We start from the raw sequence: 17,531 nt of genomic DNA, 5'->3' as shown, positions 1-17,531 counted from the left end.
TATTAGCCCACCTGTTCTATATTCAACCATATGGTTGAATTATCTTCCTCACAGCTGGACGCCATTTTTCATGCGCTGGCCGACCCGACCCGCCGCTCGATGTTACGCGCGCTGGCCGGCGGTGAGCGCAGCATCGGCGAACTGGCCGCGCCGTTGCAGATGTCGTTCGCCGGCGCCTCCAAGCACGTGAAAGCACTGGAACATGCGGGCCTGGTGCAACGCACCGTGCAAGGAAGAAACCATATCTGCCGGCTCGAACCCGAGCCTATGGCGCAGGCCATGCACTGGCTGCAAACCTATGAACATTTCTGGACTGAACGGCTGGATGCGCTCGAACAGGCGCTGCTACAGCCCGAACAGCTTCCTCCCAAGGAGTGAACCATGAATGATTACGGCATGATTATCGAACCCGGCACGCTGCGCATCCAGCGGCTGCTGCCCGGGCCCATCGAGCGGGTGTGGGCTTACCTGACCGAATCCGACAAGCGCGCCACCTGGCTGGCGTCCGGCGCCATGAAGTTGGAAAACGGCGCACCGCTGGAGCTGGAGTTTCGCAACTCCGATCTGGCCGGCGAGCACGAGCAACCGCCGGCCAAGTACAAACAGCACGGCGGCTGTGTCAGCAACCGCGGCCACATCACCTGCCTGTTCCCGCCGCGCCTGCTGAGCTTTACCTGGGCCGAACAGGATCAGGGGCGCCCTTCCGAAGTGACCTTCGAACTGACGGAGCAGGGAAACGCGGTGCTGCTGACGGTCACCCACCGGCGCTTGGCCAACCGCGACGAGATGCTCAGCGTCGCCGGCGGCTGGCACACTCATCTGGATATCCTGCTGGATCGCCTGCACGACCGGGCGCCGCAGCCGTTCTGGAGCACCCATGCCCGGCTGGAAGAAGAGTACCGCGCCCGCCTGTAATTACGTCTCGTCCCTGCGCCTGAACGCCAAATAACCGGCGATCAGCGTAAAACTGCCGACCAGCAACACCAGCAGGATAAAACCGTGGTGATTGCTGGCCAGCGGGATCCCCCCCACGTTCATACCAAAGAAACCGGCGACGATATTGATCGGCAATGCCAGCACGGTGATCACCGTCAGCGTATAGAGCGTGCGGTTATTCTGCTCCATCAGCTTGGCGCTCAGCTCCTCCTGCAGCAGCCGAATGCGTTCGGTCAAACTGGCCAGATCGTTCAACACCACGGTGAACTCTTCGGTAAACTGCCGCAGATCCTGCACCACCTCACGGCTCAGCCAGCTCGGCGGCCGGTTCAACAGGCGAAACAGCGCGGCCGGCTCAGGCGCCAACAGGCGCTGAAAGCGCAATAGCATGCGGCGCATGCGCCCCAGCTCGGCGCGGTTGCGTTTGACGCGTCGAGTCAGCAGACGATCCTCGATGGTATCGACATACTGGTTGGCCTGCCGCACCACCTGCTCCAGCACGTCCTCCTGCTCTTCCAGCAGGTGCGCCAGCAGCTCGGTAGACGACGCCAGCTGCAGCGCCGTCAGGCGGCCGAGCAGCCGTTCAATCAGTCGCACCGGTTTGTGACGCACGGTGACCACCAGCCCACGGCAGCAATAGAGCCACAGTGTCGCCGTTTCCGGGTTACTGTCCTCGGGGTGGAAAATCACGTCGTTGAGTACGGCGAACAGATCGTCGCCCTGGCGCTCGATGCGCGTGGTGTGGGAACCGTGGCGAATTTCGTGAAAGAAAAAATCGGAAATGGCGAAATGGTTTTTCAACCACTTCTCCGCCGCCGCGTGGTTGAGATTGAGGTGCAGCCAGACAAAACCGTCGCCGGGCGGCAACGCTTGGTAGGCCTGACAAACCTGCTGCGAGTTCAGGCGCGCCGGCACCTCACCGGAGCGGAACACATGGCCGTAGATCAGCCCGGTCACCTCATCATCAAAATCCAGCTTGTGCATCTTTTCCGCTAACCGTTGCACCATAACGCCATATCCTGCCTGTTGCCGTTAACCCAAGACCTTCCCCGCTGTTATAACAATCTTTATTTATCGGCGTTAATGATTTTCGCCGTTCCCGATGATTAATATTTTCGTCATAAAAAGGCCACATTCATTCAGAATACTTTTCAGGCGACAGCTACCGCATTCAATCCTTTCAGGAAGGTCATTATGAGCGATAACAGCGCCGTTCAAACGGGTGTGCCGGCCGCATCCAGCCTGCCCAAGCTGCATCAAAAGAACAGTCGACTCACTGTTCTTTTTTTTGTTTTCTTATTAATTCTGGGGATCGCGTTTGCCGGGGTGAACTTATTTAACGACGTCAGCGATGCCGGCGCCGTCTATACCAGTTACATTCCGTTTTTATTATTGGGGCTGGCGCTGCTGATCGCGCTGGGCTTTGAATTCGTCAACGGCTTCCACGATACCGCCAATGCGGTCGCGACGGTGATTTACACCCACTCGCTGTCGCCGATGGTCGCCGTGGTGTGGTCCGGTTTCTTCAACTTTCTCGGCGTGTTGCTCTCCAGCGGCGTGGTGGCCTTCGGCATCATTTCACTGCTGCCGGTCGAGCTGATCCTGCAAGCCGGCACCGGCAACGGTTTCGCCATGGTGTACGCCCTGCTGTTCTCCGCCATCATCTGGAACCTCGGCACCTGGTGGCTCGGGCTGCCCGCCTCGTCGTCGCATACGCTCATCGGCTCGATTATCGGCGTCGGCGTGGCCAATGCCCTGATCCACGGCCGCACCGGCACCAGCGGCGTGGACTGGGGCCAGGCGATCAAGGTGGGCTATGCGCTGCTGCTGTCGCCGGTGATCGGCTTCGTATTCGCCGGCCTGCTGCTGCTGGCGCTAAAGCTGTTCGTCAAGAACCGCCAGTTGTACAGCGCGCCTAAAGGCAATACCCCGCCGCCGCTGTGGATCCGCGGGCTGCTGATCCTCACCTGCACCGGCGTTTCCTTTGCCCACGGCTCCAACGACGGGCAGAAAGGCATGGGCCTTATCATGCTGATCCTGGTGGGCACCATGCCGATCGCCTACGCCCTGAACCGTTCGATGCCGCCGGAGCAGATCCCCCGGGTGGCGGCGCTGGCGGAGGTGACCAAAAACGAGCTGCTGCGCCAGTTCCCGGCCGGCGGCCAAACCCCGCCGCGTGAGGTGTTGACCGGCTATGTGCGCACCAGCGAACTGACGCCGGAAGTCGTACCGGCGCTGGCGCAGCTGGCCGGCGCGATCGGCGATCAAATCCGTCAGTACGGCTCGGTCGACAAGATCCCGGCGCAGGCGGTGTCGAACACCCGCAACGACATGTACCTGGCGTCCGAGACCATCAAGCACCTCAAAGCAGAGCGTCAGCTGCAGATCAATCCCGATGCGCAGCGCAACCTCGACGCGCTGAAGGGTGAACTCGATAACGCCACCCGCTTCATTCCCTTCTGGGTGAAAGTGGTGGTGGCGATTGCACTGGGGCTCGGCACCATGGTCGGCTGGCGCCGTATCGTGGTGACGGTGGGCGAAAAGATCGGTAAATCGCACCTGACCTACGCCCAGGGCGCCAGCGCCGAACTGGTGGCGATGACCACCATCGGCGCGGCCGACGCCTTCGGTTTGCCGGTTTCGACCACTCACGTACTCTCGTCCGGCATCGCCGGCACCATGGCCGCCAACCGCTCCGGCCTGCAGATGGCCACCCTGCGTAATCTACTGATGGCCTGGGTGCTGACGCTGCCGGCCTCGGTGCTGCTGTCGGCGGTGCTGTACTGGATCTTCAACCATTTCTAACACCGGGATGATACGGAGAAAATCTGATGACCATGCATGAATTCAACCGCGATGACGGTTTCAACCAGCGCCTGCTGCAAGAATTTTACGACAGCTACGATGAAGAGCTGGAAATGGAGCTGGACGACCTGCGCTTCGACGCGGCAGAAGTCGACAGCGACGCGAAAAAAGCCTGGCGCAAACAATACTTCCGCGAACTGCTGCGCCTGCAGGGCGAACTGGTGAAGCTGCAGGATTGGGTGATGCGCACCGGCCACCGGCTGGTGATCATCTTCGAAGGCCGCGACGCCGCCGGCAAGGGTGGCGTGATCAAACGCATCACCCAGCGCCTCAACCCGCGCACTTGCCGCGTGGCGGCGCTGCCGGCGCCAAACGATCGCGAACGCACCCAGTGGTATTTTCAGCGTTACATCGCGCATCTGCCCGCCGCCGGCGAAATGGTGCTGTTCGACCGCAGCTGGTATAACCGCGCCGGCGTGGAACGCGTGATGGGCTTTTGCAACGACGAAGAGTATGAGGAGTTTTTCCGCAGCGTGCCGGAATTCGAAAAAATGCTGACGCGCAGCGGCATCCAAATCGTCAAATATTGGTTTTCGATCACCGATGACGAGCAGGAGCTGCGGTTCCTCAGCCGCATTCACGATCCGCTCAAACAGTGGAAGCTCAGCCCAATGGATCTGGAAAGCCGCCGCCGCTGGGAAGACTACACCGAAGCCAAAGAGATCATGTTAGCGCGCACTAACATTGCCGAGGCACCCTGGTGGGTAGTTCAGGGCGTCGACAAGAAAAAGGCCCGCTTGAACTGCATCACTCACCTGCTGCAGCAGGTGCCTTATGAGGAGGCCGAAGGCAACGTCATCACGCTGCCGCAGCGCAAACGCAGCCCGGAATACCACCGTAGCCCGGTGCCGGACAACATGGTGGTGCCGGAAATCTACTGACCTTAGCGCAGAGAAGCGGTTGCCGCTTCTCTGTACGAGGACAACGCTTTGATTTCTCTCACGCTACTGTGCCAAACCCCATGTTAAAGTGGTTGTTTTCCATTTTGACAGGAGTCTTCCATGCGCCAACGCATCATTGTTTGCCCGCTGATTGAAAACGATAACGCCTTCCTGCTGTGCAAAATGGCGGCGCACAAAGGCGTGTTTCCCGGCCAGTGGGCGCTGTCCGGCGGCGGCGTCGAGCCGGGTGAACGAATAGAACAGGCGCTGCGGCGCGAAGTGCGCGAAGAGCTGGGCGCCGCGCTGATCCTCGACAACATCACGCCCTGGACCTTCCGCGACGACGTGCGTATGAAAACCTACGCCGACGGCCGCCAGGAGCAAATCTACATGATTTACCTGATTTTCGACTGCCATGCCGCCAACCGCGACGTAACGATCAACGACGAGTTCGACGACTACGCCTGGGTGCCGCGCGAGCGCCTGGGGGACTACGATTTGAACGAGGCTACCCGCTTCACGCTGCAGCAAAAGGGATTGTTGTAACAGTTTGAGCGATTATCGCCCTATTTCCTTCACATTTGCCGGGCAGACTCTTTTGATATTTTTTAATCACTTAGGGTCACTATTTCCGCCGTTATGCTTTTATCTCACGCTTTTCTCCGTCTGCCTGTCCGGCGCTTCGGCGCCGCCCTTCTGTTCAGCCTGCTGTTCGTTTTGGCGCCCGTGTATGCCGCTGCGCCACCGCTGGTGCTGAATGCCAAATCGGTGCTGGTCGTCAATCAACGCACCGGAAAGACCCTCTATCAGAAGCAGCCGAACCGCGTACTGCCGATCGCCTCGCTCACCAAGCTGATGACCGCCATGGTCGCCCTGGACAGCAAACGTCCGATGGCCAGCAAGCTCAAAGTCACCGCCGCCGATCGCGATCTGCTGAAGAAAACCCATTCGCGCCTGACCATCGGCTCGGTGCTCAGCCGCCGCGACATGCTGCACATCGCCCTGATGTCTTCGGAGAACCGCGCCGCCGCGGCGCTGAGCCGCAATTATCCCGGCGGGCGCAAGGCCTTCGTGGCGAAAATGAATCAGAAAGCGCGCGCCATCGGCATGAAACGCGCCCGCTTCTACGATCCGACCGGGCTGACGCCGCGTAATGTGGCGAGCGCCAACGATCTGCTGAAAATGGTCAATCACGCCTATCGCTATCAGTCGATTCGCCGCTTCAGCACCGACAAGCAGCAGATCGTACGCCCCGGCCGCGGCCAACTGGTCTACCGCAGCTCCAATGGCTTAATCAATAACCCGGCCTGGAAGATCCAGCTGCAGAAAACCGGCTTTACCGACGAGGCCGGCCACTGCCTGGTGATGCGCACCACCATCAAAGGCCAACCGGTGGTGATGATCCTGCTTGGCGCGCAGCCGCGCTACGGCCATTACCGTGACGCCATTCGTCTGAAGGCCTGGCTGGAGGGGTAACACCGCGGCGCTTTACCGGCCTGCGCATATCCAAATCCGTTTTGGATCAATGGAATATTCTATCGCCAATCAGTATTAAGGTACGCGCCGCCCGCATGGTATTTGTCAGGCATATCTGATGATGAAAGGAAAGGAGCGGGAAAATGGCTTATGCCTTGAGCATATTGGAAAAAAGTCCGATCGCCGACGGGGAAAGCGCCGCGCAGGCGTTGGCGCGCACGCTGCATCTGGCGCAACAGGCGGAACGCTGGGGCTATCGGCGTTTCTGGCTGGCGGAACACCACAACACGCCGCAGCTCGCCTGCCCGTCGCCGGAAATACTGATCGGCTACCTGCTCGGCCAGACGTCGCGCATTCGCATCGGCTCTGGCGGCGTGATGCTGCAACACTACAGCGCCTACAAGGTAGCCGAAAACTTTAACCTGCTGGCGGCGCTGGCGCCGGGGCGCGTCGATCTCGGGGTAGGCAAAGCGCCCGGCGGGCTGCCGCTCGCCACCCAGGCGCTGCAGGCCGCCCATGACCGACAAAACAAACCGGCATTCCCGCAGCAGCTGTCGCAGCTGACCGCCTACCTGAACGACGACGCCGAACCGGGCCTGAGCGCCACACCGCTGCCGCCGCACGCCGCCCAGCGCTTTCTGCTCGGCGCCAGTAAAGAGAGCGCGACGCTGGCGGCCGAATCCGGCTGGGCCTTCGTGTTTGCCGCGCATCTGAACGGCAATCCGCAAGATATCCGCGAGGCGCTGGCGCACTACACCGCACTGAGCGGCGGCCGCAAGGCGCTGCTGGCGGTGGCGGCGATCGTGGCGCAGAGCCCGGAGCAGGCCGCGACGCTGGCGGCGGATATTCAGCAATACCGCGTGCACGTCGCCGGTGAGCAGAGCGTGACCGTCGGTAGCCTGGCGCAGGCAGAGAGTTTCGTGCAGCAGGCCGGCGCGACCGACTACCGCATCGAGCCGCGGGAAAGCCATATCCTGCTTGGTACCGCGCCGCAGGTACATCAGCAACTGGCGCAGCTGCAGCAGCGGTACGACGTGGACGAGTTCATCATCGACACGCCGATCGGCGAACCGAGCGCCCGGCTCACTTCGCTACAGCTGCTGGCGGAGGAGAGCCTGACGCCGGCCTAGTTGATCGCCGCGCTGGCCCGCATGGCGTCGGTCAGATCCTGCGCCAGCGGCGCCAACTGCGCCGGCGTGACGTTAGCCAGGCTGACGCGGAGCGCCGGGCCGCCCTTCAGGCGGAAAGGTTCACCACCCTGCACCAACCACCCCCGCTGCGCCATCAGCTGCGCGGCGGCGGTTTCTGATCTCACCGGCAACCACAGATGCAGCCCTTCACCCGCCGCCAGCGCCGTGTGATTCAACGTATTGAGCCGCTGCACCAGTTCATCCCTTCTGGCCTGATACGCCTGTTGAGCCCGCTGCAGTTGCCCTTCCTGCAACGCCTGTTCCCACAGTCTGGCGGCGATCTGCTGCAAAATATGGCTGACCCAGCGTTCGCTGATGTACTGATCGGCGCGCATCGCCTGCAGCAACGTCGGGTCGCCGCAGGCCAGCGCGATACGCAGATCCGGGCTGAGAAACTTGCTCAGCGACAGCACGTACAGGCCGCGATCGCCGTCGAACGGCAGATGCAGCGGCTGCTGCGACAGCGGCCCCCAGAAATCGTCGACGATCGCCAGACACTGCGGGTTGTCGTGCAGAAAACGCCGCCACTGCTGCGCGCGTTGCGCAGAGAGCGAGGCGCCGGTCGGATTGTGGGCGCGCGGCGTCAGGATCACCGCAGCGGCCGCCCCGCTTTCCGGCAACCGACAGCCCTGTTCATCTACCGCCAGCGGCAGCGGCCGCAGGCGCAGGTGGCGCAACAGCGTCAATAGCGGCGGCCAGCAGGGATCTTCCACCCACACCGCCGCGCCCGGCTGCACATGGCAGCGCAGCGCCTTTTCCATCGCATCCAGCGCGCCGGAGAACACCGCCGGCTCCCCCAGCGCGACGCCCTGGCGGCCGAGCCACTCGCGACCCAGACCGGTCAATATCGGCAGATCACCGCTGATGTCATAGCCGTTTTGCTGCGGGAACACCTCCGCCGTGCCAAGCGCCAGCACCGGCAACAATGCGGCATCCAGGTTACCGCTGGCCAGATCGCACATCCCTGCAGGCACCTGACGCGGCACATAGGCCGCACTCACCGCCGCCAGCGGCGGCTCCAGCACCACCGTTCCGGCCCGCCCGCGCGTCGCCACCAGACCGGCGTCGCGCAATCGGGCGTAAGCGCTGGCGACGGTATTCGGATTGACCTCCAGCTCCGCCGCCAGTTGGCGTACCGGCGGCAACAGCTCACCTGGCCGCAGCGCGCCATCTTTGATGCGTGCGGCGATCTGCTCGGCAATCTGGACAGCGCCGCCGCCTTTTGCATACAATGAATTCATACATAAATCCTTTTGTACTAGTTCAAAATAGATTACCCGTTTCCGCGGCCAAAAGTAAGGGGTTCCATGGATAAACATTACGTGCTCGACATTCAGTATGCAGGAAAAGCCTTTGCCCGCCTGCAGATGTTCACTCCCTGGGCAGCCGATCAGCTGGAACAGGCGTGCGCGCTGTTCCCGGCCGCTCAGGGTTATCAGGTGCAGCTCAGCCAGGTCAGCGAACGTCGCATCGTCTACCAGAGCGGTGCGCAAGGCATCACTGTGCTGGGCGAGTCGCTGGCGCTGACCCCTTTCACTCACGCTAGCGAGGTTGAACAATGAAAAAAGCCGTCGCCATTCGACACGTCAATTTTGAAAACCTGGGTATCCTCGGTTCTCTGCTCTCGCTGCGCGGCTATCAGATCGACTATTACGATGCCGGCCGCGATGATATTCGTGCTATCAATAATGAAGAGACCGATCTGTTGGTAGTGCTCGGCGGGCCGATCAGCGCCGCCCAACACTTTTCCGGTGAGCAGCGCTATGATTTTCTCGACCATGAATTAGCGCTGGTCAAACAGCGCCTGGCGCAGCGGCGACCGACCCTCGGGGTTTGTCTCGGCGCGCAGGTGATCGCCCAGGCACTGGGCGCCGACGTGATCTCGCTCGGCGTCAAAGAGATCGGCTTCGCCCCGCTGAGCACGCTCGCGGCGGAAGACGACTCGGTGCTGGCCCCGCTGGCCGATACGCCGGTGCTGCATTGGCACGGCGATATGTTCATGATCCCGGACGGTGCCCGCTGCCTGGCCGGCACGGCGATTTGCCCACATCAGGCTTTCGACTATCAGGGGTTCGCGCTCGGCCTGCAGTTCCATCTGGAGGCGGATCATCGCGATATCGAACGCTGGCTGATTGGCCATGCCTGCGAGCTGGAACTGGCCGGCGTTGCGCCACAGAGCCTGCGCGAACAGGCGGCGTGCCACGGCGCACAGCTGGAACAACGCGCGCGGCAGGTGTTCGCACGCTGGCTGGATAATAACGAACCAAGGATGTAACTCATGCAACAGTCTTCACCCTTGCGGTCACCGTCCATCGACGTGATCAGCATTCAATCTCAGGTGGTCTACGGCAGCGTCGGCAACGGCATCGCCTACCGCGCCCTGCTGAAAAAGGGGCTGGAAGCGCTGCAGGTGCCGAGCGTGCTGTTCGGCTGCCCGCCCTATTACGGCAAGCCGCACGGCGGCGTCATTTCCGGCGAGTGGTTCGGCGGCTTTCTCGACGATCTGATTGCCCGCGGCGTGATGAAGCGCACCCGGGCGGTGATTGTCGGCTACCTGGGCGATGTGATGCAGTGCCATATTCTGGCCAACTGGCTGCAGCGGGTGCGCTCGCTCAATCCTCAGATAAAAATCTATATCGATCCGGTGATGGGCGATTACGGTGAAGGGATCTACGTGGATGAGCGCATCGTCAACTGCTATCGATCGCCGTTCCTGCGGCTGGCCAACGGCCTGACGCCGAACGGCTTTGAACTGGAACAGCTGTGCGGCCGACAACTGAGCAGCCGGGAGCAGACGCAGCACGCCGCGCAGGCGCTGTTGAACGACACCACCGAATGGGTGCTGGTCACCAGCGCGCCGGGCGTCGCGCAGCACGAAGACGAGGTGGGATTGATGCTGGTCACCCGGCAGGAAACACAGTGCTTTACCCATCCGAAGGTTAAATCGGCGGTCAAAGGCACCGGCGATCTGTTCGCCGCATTGCTGGTCAGCCATCTGCTGCACGGCGCTGCGCTCGACGCGGCCGTGGTCGCCGCCGGGGGTGAAGTGTGCGACGTGCTGGCCGAAGCGGCACATTTCGGTTGGGAAGAAATCGGCAGCCTGCGGGCGTTAAAGCCGTAAGGCCGGTGGAGAGTCAGGGGCAGCGTGCCGCCCCTGATCACTATCAGCGTTTTTTCTTTTTGTTGAAATCCAGCTCGAAGGCGAACACGGCGCTCTGAATTTTGCGCTCCATCGCCAACCCCAGCTTGAGGAAACGGCATGACAGGCGCGAGAAGTGCACCACCTGATCGTTATCGTCGGTTTCCTGATCGTCGTTGACCACCACCAGCTCCATGTTGACCTTGAAGCTGCCGTAGCTGCCCAGATCCAACTCCGCTTTCTTGAACTGCAGGCCCGGCTGGAAGAAATCCGGTAGCGGCCCGTCGAAGCGCAAACCGACGCCGCCGGCAGACAGATCGTGGATCCGCAGCTCATAAGGCGTGCCGTCCGGGTATTCGCCGGTACAGAAGAATTGGCGCCAGTGTGGCGTGGTGATGCGGAACTGACGGCGGCGCTGGATGTAGACCAACTCCTGCGGCAGCCGGGTCGAGCAGGCCTGGACGCCTTGATGTTCGGTCAGTTCCGCCTGGCCGACGGAAAACTCGATTTTGGCGTCGTTGCTTTCAATCACGATGGTGCAGGCGCCGTCGATGGCATTTTCCGCTTCCTCACCGCTAAACACGATATTGTCCGGCCCGACGCTCAATAACAGACTTTGAAACCGGTGCTGCTGATTTTCTACGCGCAGCGGCGTGCGTTGTTTGCAAATTTCACGCAGAATCGCCAGAACTTCAAAACGCTCCCGTTTGATAAACAGTCCGTTATCGCTGTGCTCCACACGTCTCTCCTGACTTTTTTTCTAATGACGTATTACGTATTCCTTACGGTTATCATCTCTGGGAATATTCCTAAAGTCAAATTTGCCAACGCTGCCAGGCCTGCGGCAGCAGGCGTGCGAAACGTTTCGCCCACGCCTGCTGCCCGCGTTCATCGGCGATCAGATCCTGGCGGATTTCGATGCCGACATAAGGCAAACCGCGACGTTCCGCATGCACCGGCAACGTGTAGTCGGTGGCGTCGGTCATAGCATAGGGTTCGTTGATCCCCACCTGCAAATCCCCCTCTTCGCGCAGCAGTTCGGCCAGCAGCAGCGCAAATTCCGGGTAGCGGTTAAACAGCAGGCCCACCTGCCAGGGGCGCGATTCGCCCTTGAACACCGGCGTGAAGCTGTGCATGGCGATCACCGCCGTCGGCAGTTCGCGCAGTTGGCGTTGCCCCAGATGATCGTCGATGGCGTGGTGATACGGCAAAAATACCTCACGCTCGCGCGCCAGCGCGTGTTCGCCGTCGATGCCGATATTGCCGGGGATGGGCGTCAGTTCGGACAAAGGCGGGATCGAGCTGGCGATGCCGGGCGCCCGGTTGCAGTCGATCACCAGCCGTGAGTAACGCTGATGGATCAACGTGGCGTCCAGTTGGCGGCTCAGATGGCGCGACACGCTCAGCGCGCCGATATCCCAGCCGATGTGGCGTTCAATCTCCCCCGGCGGCAAACCGAGGTCGCCAAGGGACTGCGGTATCGCCTTGCCGGCGTGATCGCACAGCAGCAAAAAAGGCGCTTTGCCGCGCGGGATTTCAACGGCAGCTGCGGGCGGTTCATCGGCGGACAATAACGGCGGGATAAACGAATGGGGCATGACGGGCTCCGGCGGTGGAAAGCAAAACGTTTATCGTAGCGCTATCCCGTCGCCGGCCCCAAGGTCGTGCTTAGATCAAAAAGGCATGAGTCAGACTGTAGTCATGCCGTCTCGGCTGGCTGTGGCTGGTGCACCGCGATATAACGCTGATAGCGCGACGGCTTGAGCCGCGTGGTATCCACCAGCACCAGTCCGTCGATACAGTTGTTGAACGCCGGATCGGTGCCGAAGTCGATGAACTGCACCCCACCCGGTTCGCACAGCTCGGTGTATTGCTTGTACAGCGTCGGGATCGAGCAGCCGATGTTGCTGAGCAGGCTCTTTAACCGCACCAGGTCTTCCTGGTAGTTGTCCCCGGCAAACTGCGCCAGCACCTGCGGCAGCGACGCCGGATAAGGCCGACGCGACTGTGCGAAGGCGTGATCCGGCGAGAAATAAAGCCGGTAGAAGGCAATCAGCAAATCGCGCGCCGCCAGCGGCATGCCGCCGGAGATCGACACCGGGCCGAACAGATAACGGTACTGCGGGTATTTCGACAGGTAGGCGCCGATGCCCAGCCACAAATAGTCCAGCCCACGTTTGCCCCAATAGGCCGGCTGAATGAAGCTGCGCCCCAGTTCAATGCCCTGCGCCAGGATCGGTTCCATATCGCGGTCGTAGTGGAACAGGCTGTTGCTGTAGATGCTTTCCAGCCCTTTGCGTTCGATTTGTTCGGCGGTGGGGATAAAACGGTAGGCGCCGACGATCTCCAGCTCCTCCTCATCCCACAGCACCAGGTGGTAGTAATCGTCGTCGTAGCTGTCCAGATCGCGGCGGCGGCCGGAACCTTCCCCCACCGCGCGGAAAGCGATCTCGCGCAGGCGCCCCAGCTCACGCAGGATCGGCGTGCGTGCTTCATCGTGGCGACGATAGAGGTAGATAGTTTTGCCGTCCGGCGTGACCCCCAGCCGTTCGCAGTTCGCCAACGCCTTTTTCAGTTCCAGGCGCTCTTCCGGCAGCGCGATCGGCGATTCGCTGGCGAACAGCCCCGGCTTACCCTGGCCCAGGCGATAGACGTGGCGGCGAAAACGCTCCGCCAGATCCTTGGCGCTGGTGTGGCCGTCGTGCCAGTTGGCGAACGGCACGCGGCCGCCGACGCGGATCTTGATGCGCCCGCCCCGCTGCTGGAACATTTCGCGCACCAGCAGCAGCGTCGACAGCGGACGGTAGACCAGCGACGTAAAGTAGAACAGGTTGCTGTTGCGCGCGCTGATATGAATAGGCACGATCGGCGCGCGCGCCTTGGCGGCCAGGCGCAGAAAGCCGGTATGCCAGTGGCCATCGCGGATGCCTTTCGGGCTCATGCGCGACACTTCGCCAGCCGGGAACAGGATCAGCGCGCCCTGATTGTCCAGTTGCTGCTGCATCCCTTCAATCTGTTTGCGGCTGGTTTTATAAGCGACGTTATCCACCGGCACGAACAGGTTGCGCAGCGGTTCGATATAGGTCAGCAGCTGGCTGGCCACCACTTTCACATCCGGGCGCACCGCCGCGACGGCACGCAGCAGCACCAGGCCGTCGAGCGAACCGATCGGGTGATTGGCGACGAGCACCACCGGCCCCTGGCTCGGGATGTTTTCCAGATCGCCGTCCACCAGCTCGCAGCTGAGGTTGAAGTAGTCCACCACCTGCTCGATCAGATCGAGCCCTTTCAGGTGGGGATAGTCGGCAGCGAACTGTTTGAATTCTTTTTCGAAGAGAAGGGTTCTTAGCAGGCTGCGCTGCCAGGCAGGGGTATTGCGGTGTGGAAATGCATCTTGCAACAGAGAATCCAGGCTGAACATCGCGTTATCTCCTGACGTAGTCGCTGCAAACTTAAGCCAGAGCCGTGACTCTGACGTGTCAGTTACATGACAATAAAATGAATCCATCGACTATCAGGTATAGCAAAGTAATGACGAATTGGGAGCGAAAGACGCATTTTCGCCCCCACTTGCCCTCACATCGGCGCCAGCAGCGCTTCAATGCGGCGGTTCACCGCTTCGCGCAAGCGCAGCAGCGGCCCGGCCTGGTGCGGATAACGTTTGAAGGTAATGCGCATGCCCAGCTCGCGTTCGATCAGCGCCTCAACCGTTGCCCGGTCGGTCAGACTCTCCAGCAGCTGCAGCGCGCGCATGTCCTGCAGCCCCTGATGCAGCACCCGCAGGCGCAGCGACTCCAGCGGCTGCAGATCCTCGCCCGGATAGACCACGAACGGATCGCCGGAGGGAAACGCATGGCCGCTGTCGGTCACGGCGTAAGGGTTGATGCGCTCGCGCGAATGAGCGCTGTTATAGAAGTTGAATCCCCAATGCAGGAAGCCGGCGATGCGGTACAGATAGAGCTGCACGCCCAATATGCGGTTGCGCGCCGAAGGCTGGGCGAAGAACCGGTTGGCGACCTCGGTCTTCTGTACGCAGCAATAATAGGCCCACAGGCCAGGCACCCGGTGTTCGATAAAGGGTTCGATATGATCGGTGGCAGCGACCGGGATTTCCACCAGGCCTCGCTGATAGAAAGCGAAATCCGACAGCGCATCGAAGGTGCGAAAGCCATCCAGCAATGGGCGTAGCGCGGCGCTGGCGCGCTGGTAGGCCGCCAGGTTGTCCAGCGTCGGCTCATCGGAAACATGGAACCACACCTGCCGTTCCAGCCCCCGTTCGCGGAACCAGGCGGTCAACGCCGGCAGCAGCGCCTGCAGGAAACGCTGATACGCCTCGCCCTGCGCATCGGTGTGCCAGCCGAAAAGCGGTCGCGCCTCGCCCTGCTCCTCCACCACGATCTTCGGCGCATGTGCCGCGCCCCATTGGGTAAACAGCGGCGCGATTTCGAAGTGCTCGATGCCCTCTTCCTGCGCCAACGCTATCCACTGCGCCAGGAGACTGAAATCGAAGTCATACCCCTGCGCCGAACGCGACACCCTCACCAACTGCACCGTGGTGCGTTCACCGCCGACGGCGGTATCCAGCGGCGGCGTAAACAGCGGCGTCAGCAGCATATTAACCCCGGCCTGCACCGCACAGCGCACAAAGTTGCGCACCGCGCGCCAGTAATCCGGGCTGAACACCGCCAGACGGTAGTAATCCGCCAGGCAGTCGGTGTGCAACCACTCGGTGTGCAACAGCGTTTGCGGCGGCAACGCCGCCGGCACCAGATGCAGCGTCAGCGTGGCCTCGGCCAGCGCCTCGCCGCTCTGGGCATCCCGCAGCCGCAGGGTCAACGGAAAGTCACCAGCCAGTTGCGCGTCGGCCGGCGGCGTCAAGGTCAGCCACAGGCTGCCATAATAGCGGCAGGCGGCAAAAAAACGCCGTTGCGGCAGCGGCATCAGCGGATCGGGAAATAAGCCCGGCTCGGTCGTCAGGTAATTCTCATCGATCTCGCGATAACAGGGAAAACCGCTCGGTACCGATTGCACCTGGCGCACGCTGATATACGCCGCCAGCGGTCCGTCAAGTTGATAACTGAGCTCATGGCGAGTCTCGTTGCCCGGGGTTTGCAAACAGTACACCGCCTGCCAGGAAAGCACCTCGTTATTTAACCCGCTCAGCCGATTTTCTACGGCAACGGGCGGCATATTTTGGCAATGAAATACTTTCTCCAGGCAATGCGTAAATACCAGAGACAGGCGCATGATAATAGGGCCTCTTTATTTTGGATAAGTCAATATTGTGAAATTCAGGCTAACGTCTTTTATCGCCACAGACAATAGCCGGCAATAAAAAACGTTCCTGCACCCTCCTCTGACAGCCACAGCAAGATTTTTTTTGTTTATTTGCATCACAAAAATGAAAGAAGCAGAAGCTTGCACAATAAAAATGTTTTTAATCCCCATTATGGTGCAAGGGTTATCAGTTATTCCTATGCCTGCGAAGGCCGCTAAATGCCGCGCCACCGGGGAAAAAACCCGTCAAAAGGTTAACAAATTGTGAATAAACACACCTTTCACTTGGCCGTCAAAGCCTTTCTATTTTAACAACAATGAAACATCAACGCCCCATTGTTGGGCGTTTGGGTGTGTATTGACACATTGAAAGTTAAGGGATAGAAAGAATTTACGTTGCGAAAAACGCTATTCGTCGCTCACCGAGGGGAAAGCAATGTCACCGATAAAAAATACCGGCCGCCTGCTGGCGCACTCTATTCTTGCCAGCGCATTATTATTACCCACGCTGCTCCACGCCGCAGATAAAATAACATTGCGCTATGCCGTTTGGGACAGAAATCAATTATCATCCGAACAGGAGATTGCTAAGCGATTTGAGCAGGCCAACCCGGATATAAAAATAGAAATAGAATTAACCCCCTCGGCACAATATTTCGTTAAATTAGATTCCGCAGCCGCCGGCGGCGTGGCGCCGGATATATTCTGGATCAATATGCCTTATTTTGTGCAGTACGCCAAAAACGGCATTATGGAGCCGCTGGCACCCTATATTAAAGACAGCGGCCTTAAGCTGGACGACGTGGTCGCCAGCTCGGTGAAAGCCTACCAGTACGACGGCCAGCAGATGGCCATCCCGCGCGACGTCGATTCCATCGCCGTGTGGTACAACAAAAAACTGTTCGATCAGGCCGGCGTCAGCTACCCCACCAGCGACTGGAGCTGGGACGATCTGAAAAGCAAGGCTACCGCGCTGAAAAACGGGCTGAAAGGCACGGCCTTCCCGCTGGTGATGGATCTCAGCATCGACGGTCAGGACAGTTACATGAACCTGCTGTTCCAAAACGGCAATCACATCGTGCCGAAAGACGGCCAGCCCACCGACATCGCCAACGACAAATCCCTCTGGGTCTACCAGCAGCTGCAGGGCATGATGAAAGACGGCCTGATGCCAAGCGCCCAGCAGATGAGCGAAGTCAAAACCGAGAACATCTTCCAGTCCAACCGCGCGGCGATGGTCTATGCCGGTTCCTGGCTGGCGGCACCGTTCGCCAATAACCCGCTGATCAACGACCACATCGGCGTGGTGATGATGCCCAAAATTGAACGCCAGTCCGGCGTGGCGCACAGCCTGGCCTTCGCCATGTCGGCCAAAAGCGCCCATAAGCAGGCCGCCTGGAAATATATTGCCTTCATGAGCAGCGAAGCCTCACAGGCTGAGCTGGCCAAGGTGGTGATCCCGGCCAACAAGACGGCGGCCAAGGTCTGGGCGCAGCAGATTCAGAAAGTCGACGTTTCACCTTATATCCAGACCCTTGAAGTGACCCAGGCTTACCCCACCGCCGGCACCAATACGCCGAAGTGGCAGAACATGTGGATCGCCAGCCTGAAGAAGATCTTTATGGGCGCGGACGCTAAGCAGGAAATGGACAAATCGGTCAAGAAGATCGCGCGCGTCATGGAGCAGTAATCGCCCCGCCGCGGCGCGCTGCCCCGAGCGCGCGCCGCGGTGGACCCACGCTGAACGTCATAGGTGAGGAATGGCAA

The 17,531-nt window shown here is 60.5% G+C and carries 17 protein-coding genes; 11 read left to right on the top strand and 6 right to left on the bottom strand.

Going from position 1 to position 17,531, the window contains the following annotated elements:
* Positions 1-30: 30 nt before the first annotated feature.
* Positions 31-378 carry a helix-turn-helix transcriptional regulator gene (locus tag RE418_RS18110; RefSeq protein WP_004938187.1) on the top strand — a complete coding sequence of 116 codons (348 nt, stop codon included), beginning with the start codon at positions 31-33 and terminating at the stop codon, positions 376-378.
* A 3-nt stretch (positions 379-381) separates the two neighbouring features.
* A complete protein-coding gene (locus RE418_RS18105; RefSeq protein WP_025302939.1) occupies positions 382-915 on the top strand; it encodes an SRPBCC family protein in 534 nt (177 codons plus the stop codon).
* Here RE418_RS18105 and RE418_RS18100 read toward each other — a convergent pair whose 3' ends face one another.
* A complete protein-coding gene (locus RE418_RS18100; RefSeq protein ID WP_089180949.1) occupies positions 916-1,944 on the bottom strand; it encodes a transporter in 1,029 nt (342 codons plus the stop codon).
* Positions 1,945-2,130: 186 nt separating this feature from the next.
* Here RE418_RS18100 and RE418_RS18095 point away from each other — a divergent pair, with 186 nt between their 5' ends.
* The 5 genes from RE418_RS18095 to RE418_RS18075 all read left to right on the top strand — a co-directional run bounded on the left by RE418_RS18095 (position 2,131) and on the right by RE418_RS18075 (position 7,288).
* Positions 2,131-3,741 (top strand): inorganic phosphate transporter, encoded by a 1,611-nt coding sequence (locus tag RE418_RS18095; protein ID WP_025302941.1) that lies wholly within the window; start codon positions 2,131-2,133, stop codon positions 3,739-3,741.
* A 26-nt stretch (positions 3,742-3,767) separates the two neighbouring features.
* A complete protein-coding gene (gene ppk2, locus RE418_RS18090) occupies positions 3,768-4,682 on the top strand; it encodes a polyphosphate kinase 2 (protein ID WP_025302942.1) in 915 nt (304 codons plus the stop codon).
* Between the two features lie 120 nt (positions 4,683-4,802).
* The gene (nudI, locus tag RE418_RS18085; protein ID WP_049207497.1) at positions 4,803-5,228 is read left to right on the top strand and encodes a nucleoside triphosphatase NudI; all 426 of its coding nucleotides are present in this window, start codon (positions 4,803-4,805) and stop codon (positions 5,226-5,228) included.
* Between the two features lie 93 nt (positions 5,229-5,321).
* Positions 5,322-6,158, top strand: a complete 837-nt coding sequence (gene pbpG, locus RE418_RS18080) for a D-alanyl-D-alanine endopeptidase (RefSeq protein WP_089180950.1) — start codon at positions 5,322-5,324, stop codon at positions 6,156-6,158.
* Between the two features lie 143 nt (positions 6,159-6,301).
* Positions 6,302-7,288: an MsnO8 family LLM class oxidoreductase gene (locus tag RE418_RS18075; RefSeq protein WP_043143445.1), complete on the top strand. Its 987-nt coding sequence runs from the start codon at positions 6,302-6,304 to the stop codon at positions 7,286-7,288.
* Here the strand turns inward: RE418_RS18075 and RE418_RS18070 are convergent.
* A complete protein-coding gene (locus tag RE418_RS18070; RefSeq protein WP_043143443.1) occupies positions 7,285-8,589 on the bottom strand; it encodes an aminotransferase class I/II-fold pyridoxal phosphate-dependent enzyme in 1,305 nt (434 codons plus the stop codon). The two genes, RE418_RS18075 and RE418_RS18070, sit on opposite strands and share 4 nt — an antisense overlap.
* Before the next feature lie 66 nt (positions 8,590-8,655).
* Here RE418_RS18070 and RE418_RS18065 point away from each other — a divergent pair, with 66 nt between their 5' ends.
* Genes RE418_RS18065 through pdxY form a run of 3 tightly spaced genes read left to right on the top strand, consistent with a single transcriptional unit; the run spans position 8,656 to position 10,469 of the window.
* The gene (locus tag RE418_RS18065) at positions 8,656-8,910 is read left to right on the top strand and encodes a hypothetical protein (RefSeq protein ID WP_025302947.1); all 255 of its coding nucleotides are present in this window, start codon (positions 8,656-8,658) and stop codon (positions 8,908-8,910) included.
* A complete protein-coding gene (locus RE418_RS18060) occupies positions 8,907-9,623 on the top strand; it encodes a glutamine amidotransferase (RefSeq protein WP_043143441.1) in 717 nt (238 codons plus the stop codon). Before RE418_RS18065 ends, RE418_RS18060 begins: the two co-directional genes overlap by 4 nt.
* A gap of 3 nt (positions 9,624-9,626) precedes the next feature.
* On the top strand, positions 9,627-10,469 hold the full coding sequence (gene pdxY, locus RE418_RS18055; RefSeq protein ID WP_025302949.1) for a pyridoxal kinase: 843 nt from the start codon (positions 9,627-9,629) through the stop codon (positions 10,467-10,469).
* A 43-nt stretch (positions 10,470-10,512) separates the two neighbouring features.
* On the opposite strand, the gene RE418_RS18050 is transcribed toward pdxY, so the two are convergent.
* The 4 genes from RE418_RS18050 to RE418_RS18035 form a co-directional block, all read right to left on the bottom strand.
* Positions 10,513-11,226: a flagellar brake protein gene (locus tag RE418_RS18050; protein ID WP_025302950.1), complete on the bottom strand. Its 714-nt coding sequence runs from the start codon at positions 11,224-11,226 to the stop codon at positions 10,513-10,515.
* A gap of 76 nt (positions 11,227-11,302) precedes the next feature.
* The gene (locus RE418_RS18045) at positions 11,303-12,085 is read right to left on the bottom strand and encodes an N-formylglutamate amidohydrolase (RefSeq protein ID WP_025302951.1); all 783 of its coding nucleotides are present in this window, start codon (positions 12,083-12,085) and stop codon (positions 11,303-11,305) included.
* Between the two features lie 101 nt (positions 12,086-12,186).
* Positions 12,187-13,908 (bottom strand): ornithine lipid synthase OlsF, encoded by a 1,722-nt coding sequence (olsF, locus tag RE418_RS18040; RefSeq protein WP_049295692.1) that lies wholly within the window; start codon positions 13,906-13,908, stop codon positions 12,187-12,189.
* Positions 13,909-14,063: 155 nt separating this feature from the next.
* Complete coding sequence (locus RE418_RS18035) at positions 14,064-15,734, bottom strand: DUF4091 domain-containing protein (protein ID WP_099817216.1); 1,671 nt, start codon at positions 15,732-15,734, stop codon at positions 14,064-14,066.
* A gap of 466 nt (positions 15,735-16,200) precedes the next feature.
* Here RE418_RS18035 and RE418_RS18030 point away from each other — a divergent pair, with 466 nt between their 5' ends.
* A complete protein-coding gene (locus RE418_RS18030; RefSeq protein WP_025302954.1) occupies positions 16,201-17,454 on the top strand; it encodes a sugar ABC transporter substrate-binding protein in 1,254 nt (417 codons plus the stop codon).
* Positions 17,455-17,531 lie beyond the last annotated feature (77 nt).

The sequence above is a fragment of the Serratia sp. szju genome, assembly GCF_044594185.1.
In the GTDB taxonomy this organism is placed as follows: Bacteria; Pseudomonadota; Gammaproteobacteria; order Enterobacterales; family Enterobacteriaceae; genus Serratia; species Serratia bockelmannii.
This window is presented reverse-complemented; position numbering and strand designations above follow the sequence as displayed.

Excerpts from the sequence above, each read along its gene's own strand:
- RE418_RS18075 (WP_043143445.1), top strand. The coding sequence starts at position 6,302 with ATGGCTTATGCCTTGAGCATATTGGAAAAAAGTCCGATCGCCGACGGG.
- RE418_RS18045 (WP_025302951.1), bottom strand. The coding sequence starts at position 12,085 with ATGCCCCATTCGTTTATCCCGCCGTTATTGTCCGCCGATGAACCGCCC.
- olsF (WP_049295692.1), bottom strand. The coding sequence starts at position 13,908 with ATGTTCAGCCTGGATTCTCTGTTGCAAGATGCATTTCCACACCGCAAT.
- RE418_RS18035 (WP_099817216.1), bottom strand. The coding sequence starts at position 15,734 with ATGCGCCTGTCTCTGGTATTTACGCATTGCCTGGAGAAAGTATTTCAT.
- RE418_RS18065 (WP_025302947.1), top strand. The coding sequence starts at position 8,656 with ATGGATAAACATTACGTGCTCGACATTCAGTATGCAGGAAAAGCCTTT.
- pbpG (WP_089180950.1), top strand. The coding sequence starts at position 5,322 with ATGCTTTTATCTCACGCTTTTCTCCGTCTGCCTGTCCGGCGCTTCGGC.
- RE418_RS18070 (WP_043143443.1), bottom strand. The coding sequence starts at position 8,589 with ATGAATTCATTGTATGCAAAAGGCGGCGGCGCTGTCCAGATTGCCGAG.
- RE418_RS18100 (WP_089180949.1), bottom strand. The coding sequence starts at position 1,944 with ATGGTGCAACGGTTAGCGGAAAAGATGCACAAGCTGGATTTTGATGAT.
- RE418_RS18110 (WP_004938187.1), top strand. The coding sequence starts at position 31 with ATGGTTGAATTATCTTCCTCACAGCTGGACGCCATTTTTCATGCGCTG.
- pdxY (WP_025302949.1), top strand. The coding sequence starts at position 9,627 with ATGCAACAGTCTTCACCCTTGCGGTCACCGTCCATCGACGTGATCAGC.
- RE418_RS18060 (WP_043143441.1), top strand. The coding sequence starts at position 8,907 with ATGAAAAAAGCCGTCGCCATTCGACACGTCAATTTTGAAAACCTGGGT.
- RE418_RS18105 (WP_025302939.1), top strand. The coding sequence starts at position 382 with ATGAATGATTACGGCATGATTATCGAACCCGGCACGCTGCGCATCCAG.
- RE418_RS18030 (WP_025302954.1), top strand. The coding sequence starts at position 16,201 with ATGTCACCGATAAAAAATACCGGCCGCCTGCTGGCGCACTCTATTCTT.
- ppk2 (WP_025302942.1), top strand. The coding sequence starts at position 3,768 with ATGACCATGCATGAATTCAACCGCGATGACGGTTTCAACCAGCGCCTG.
- RE418_RS18095 (WP_025302941.1), top strand. The coding sequence starts at position 2,131 with ATGAGCGATAACAGCGCCGTTCAAACGGGTGTGCCGGCCGCATCCAGC.
- nudI (WP_049207497.1), top strand. The coding sequence starts at position 4,803 with ATGCGCCAACGCATCATTGTTTGCCCGCTGATTGAAAACGATAACGCC.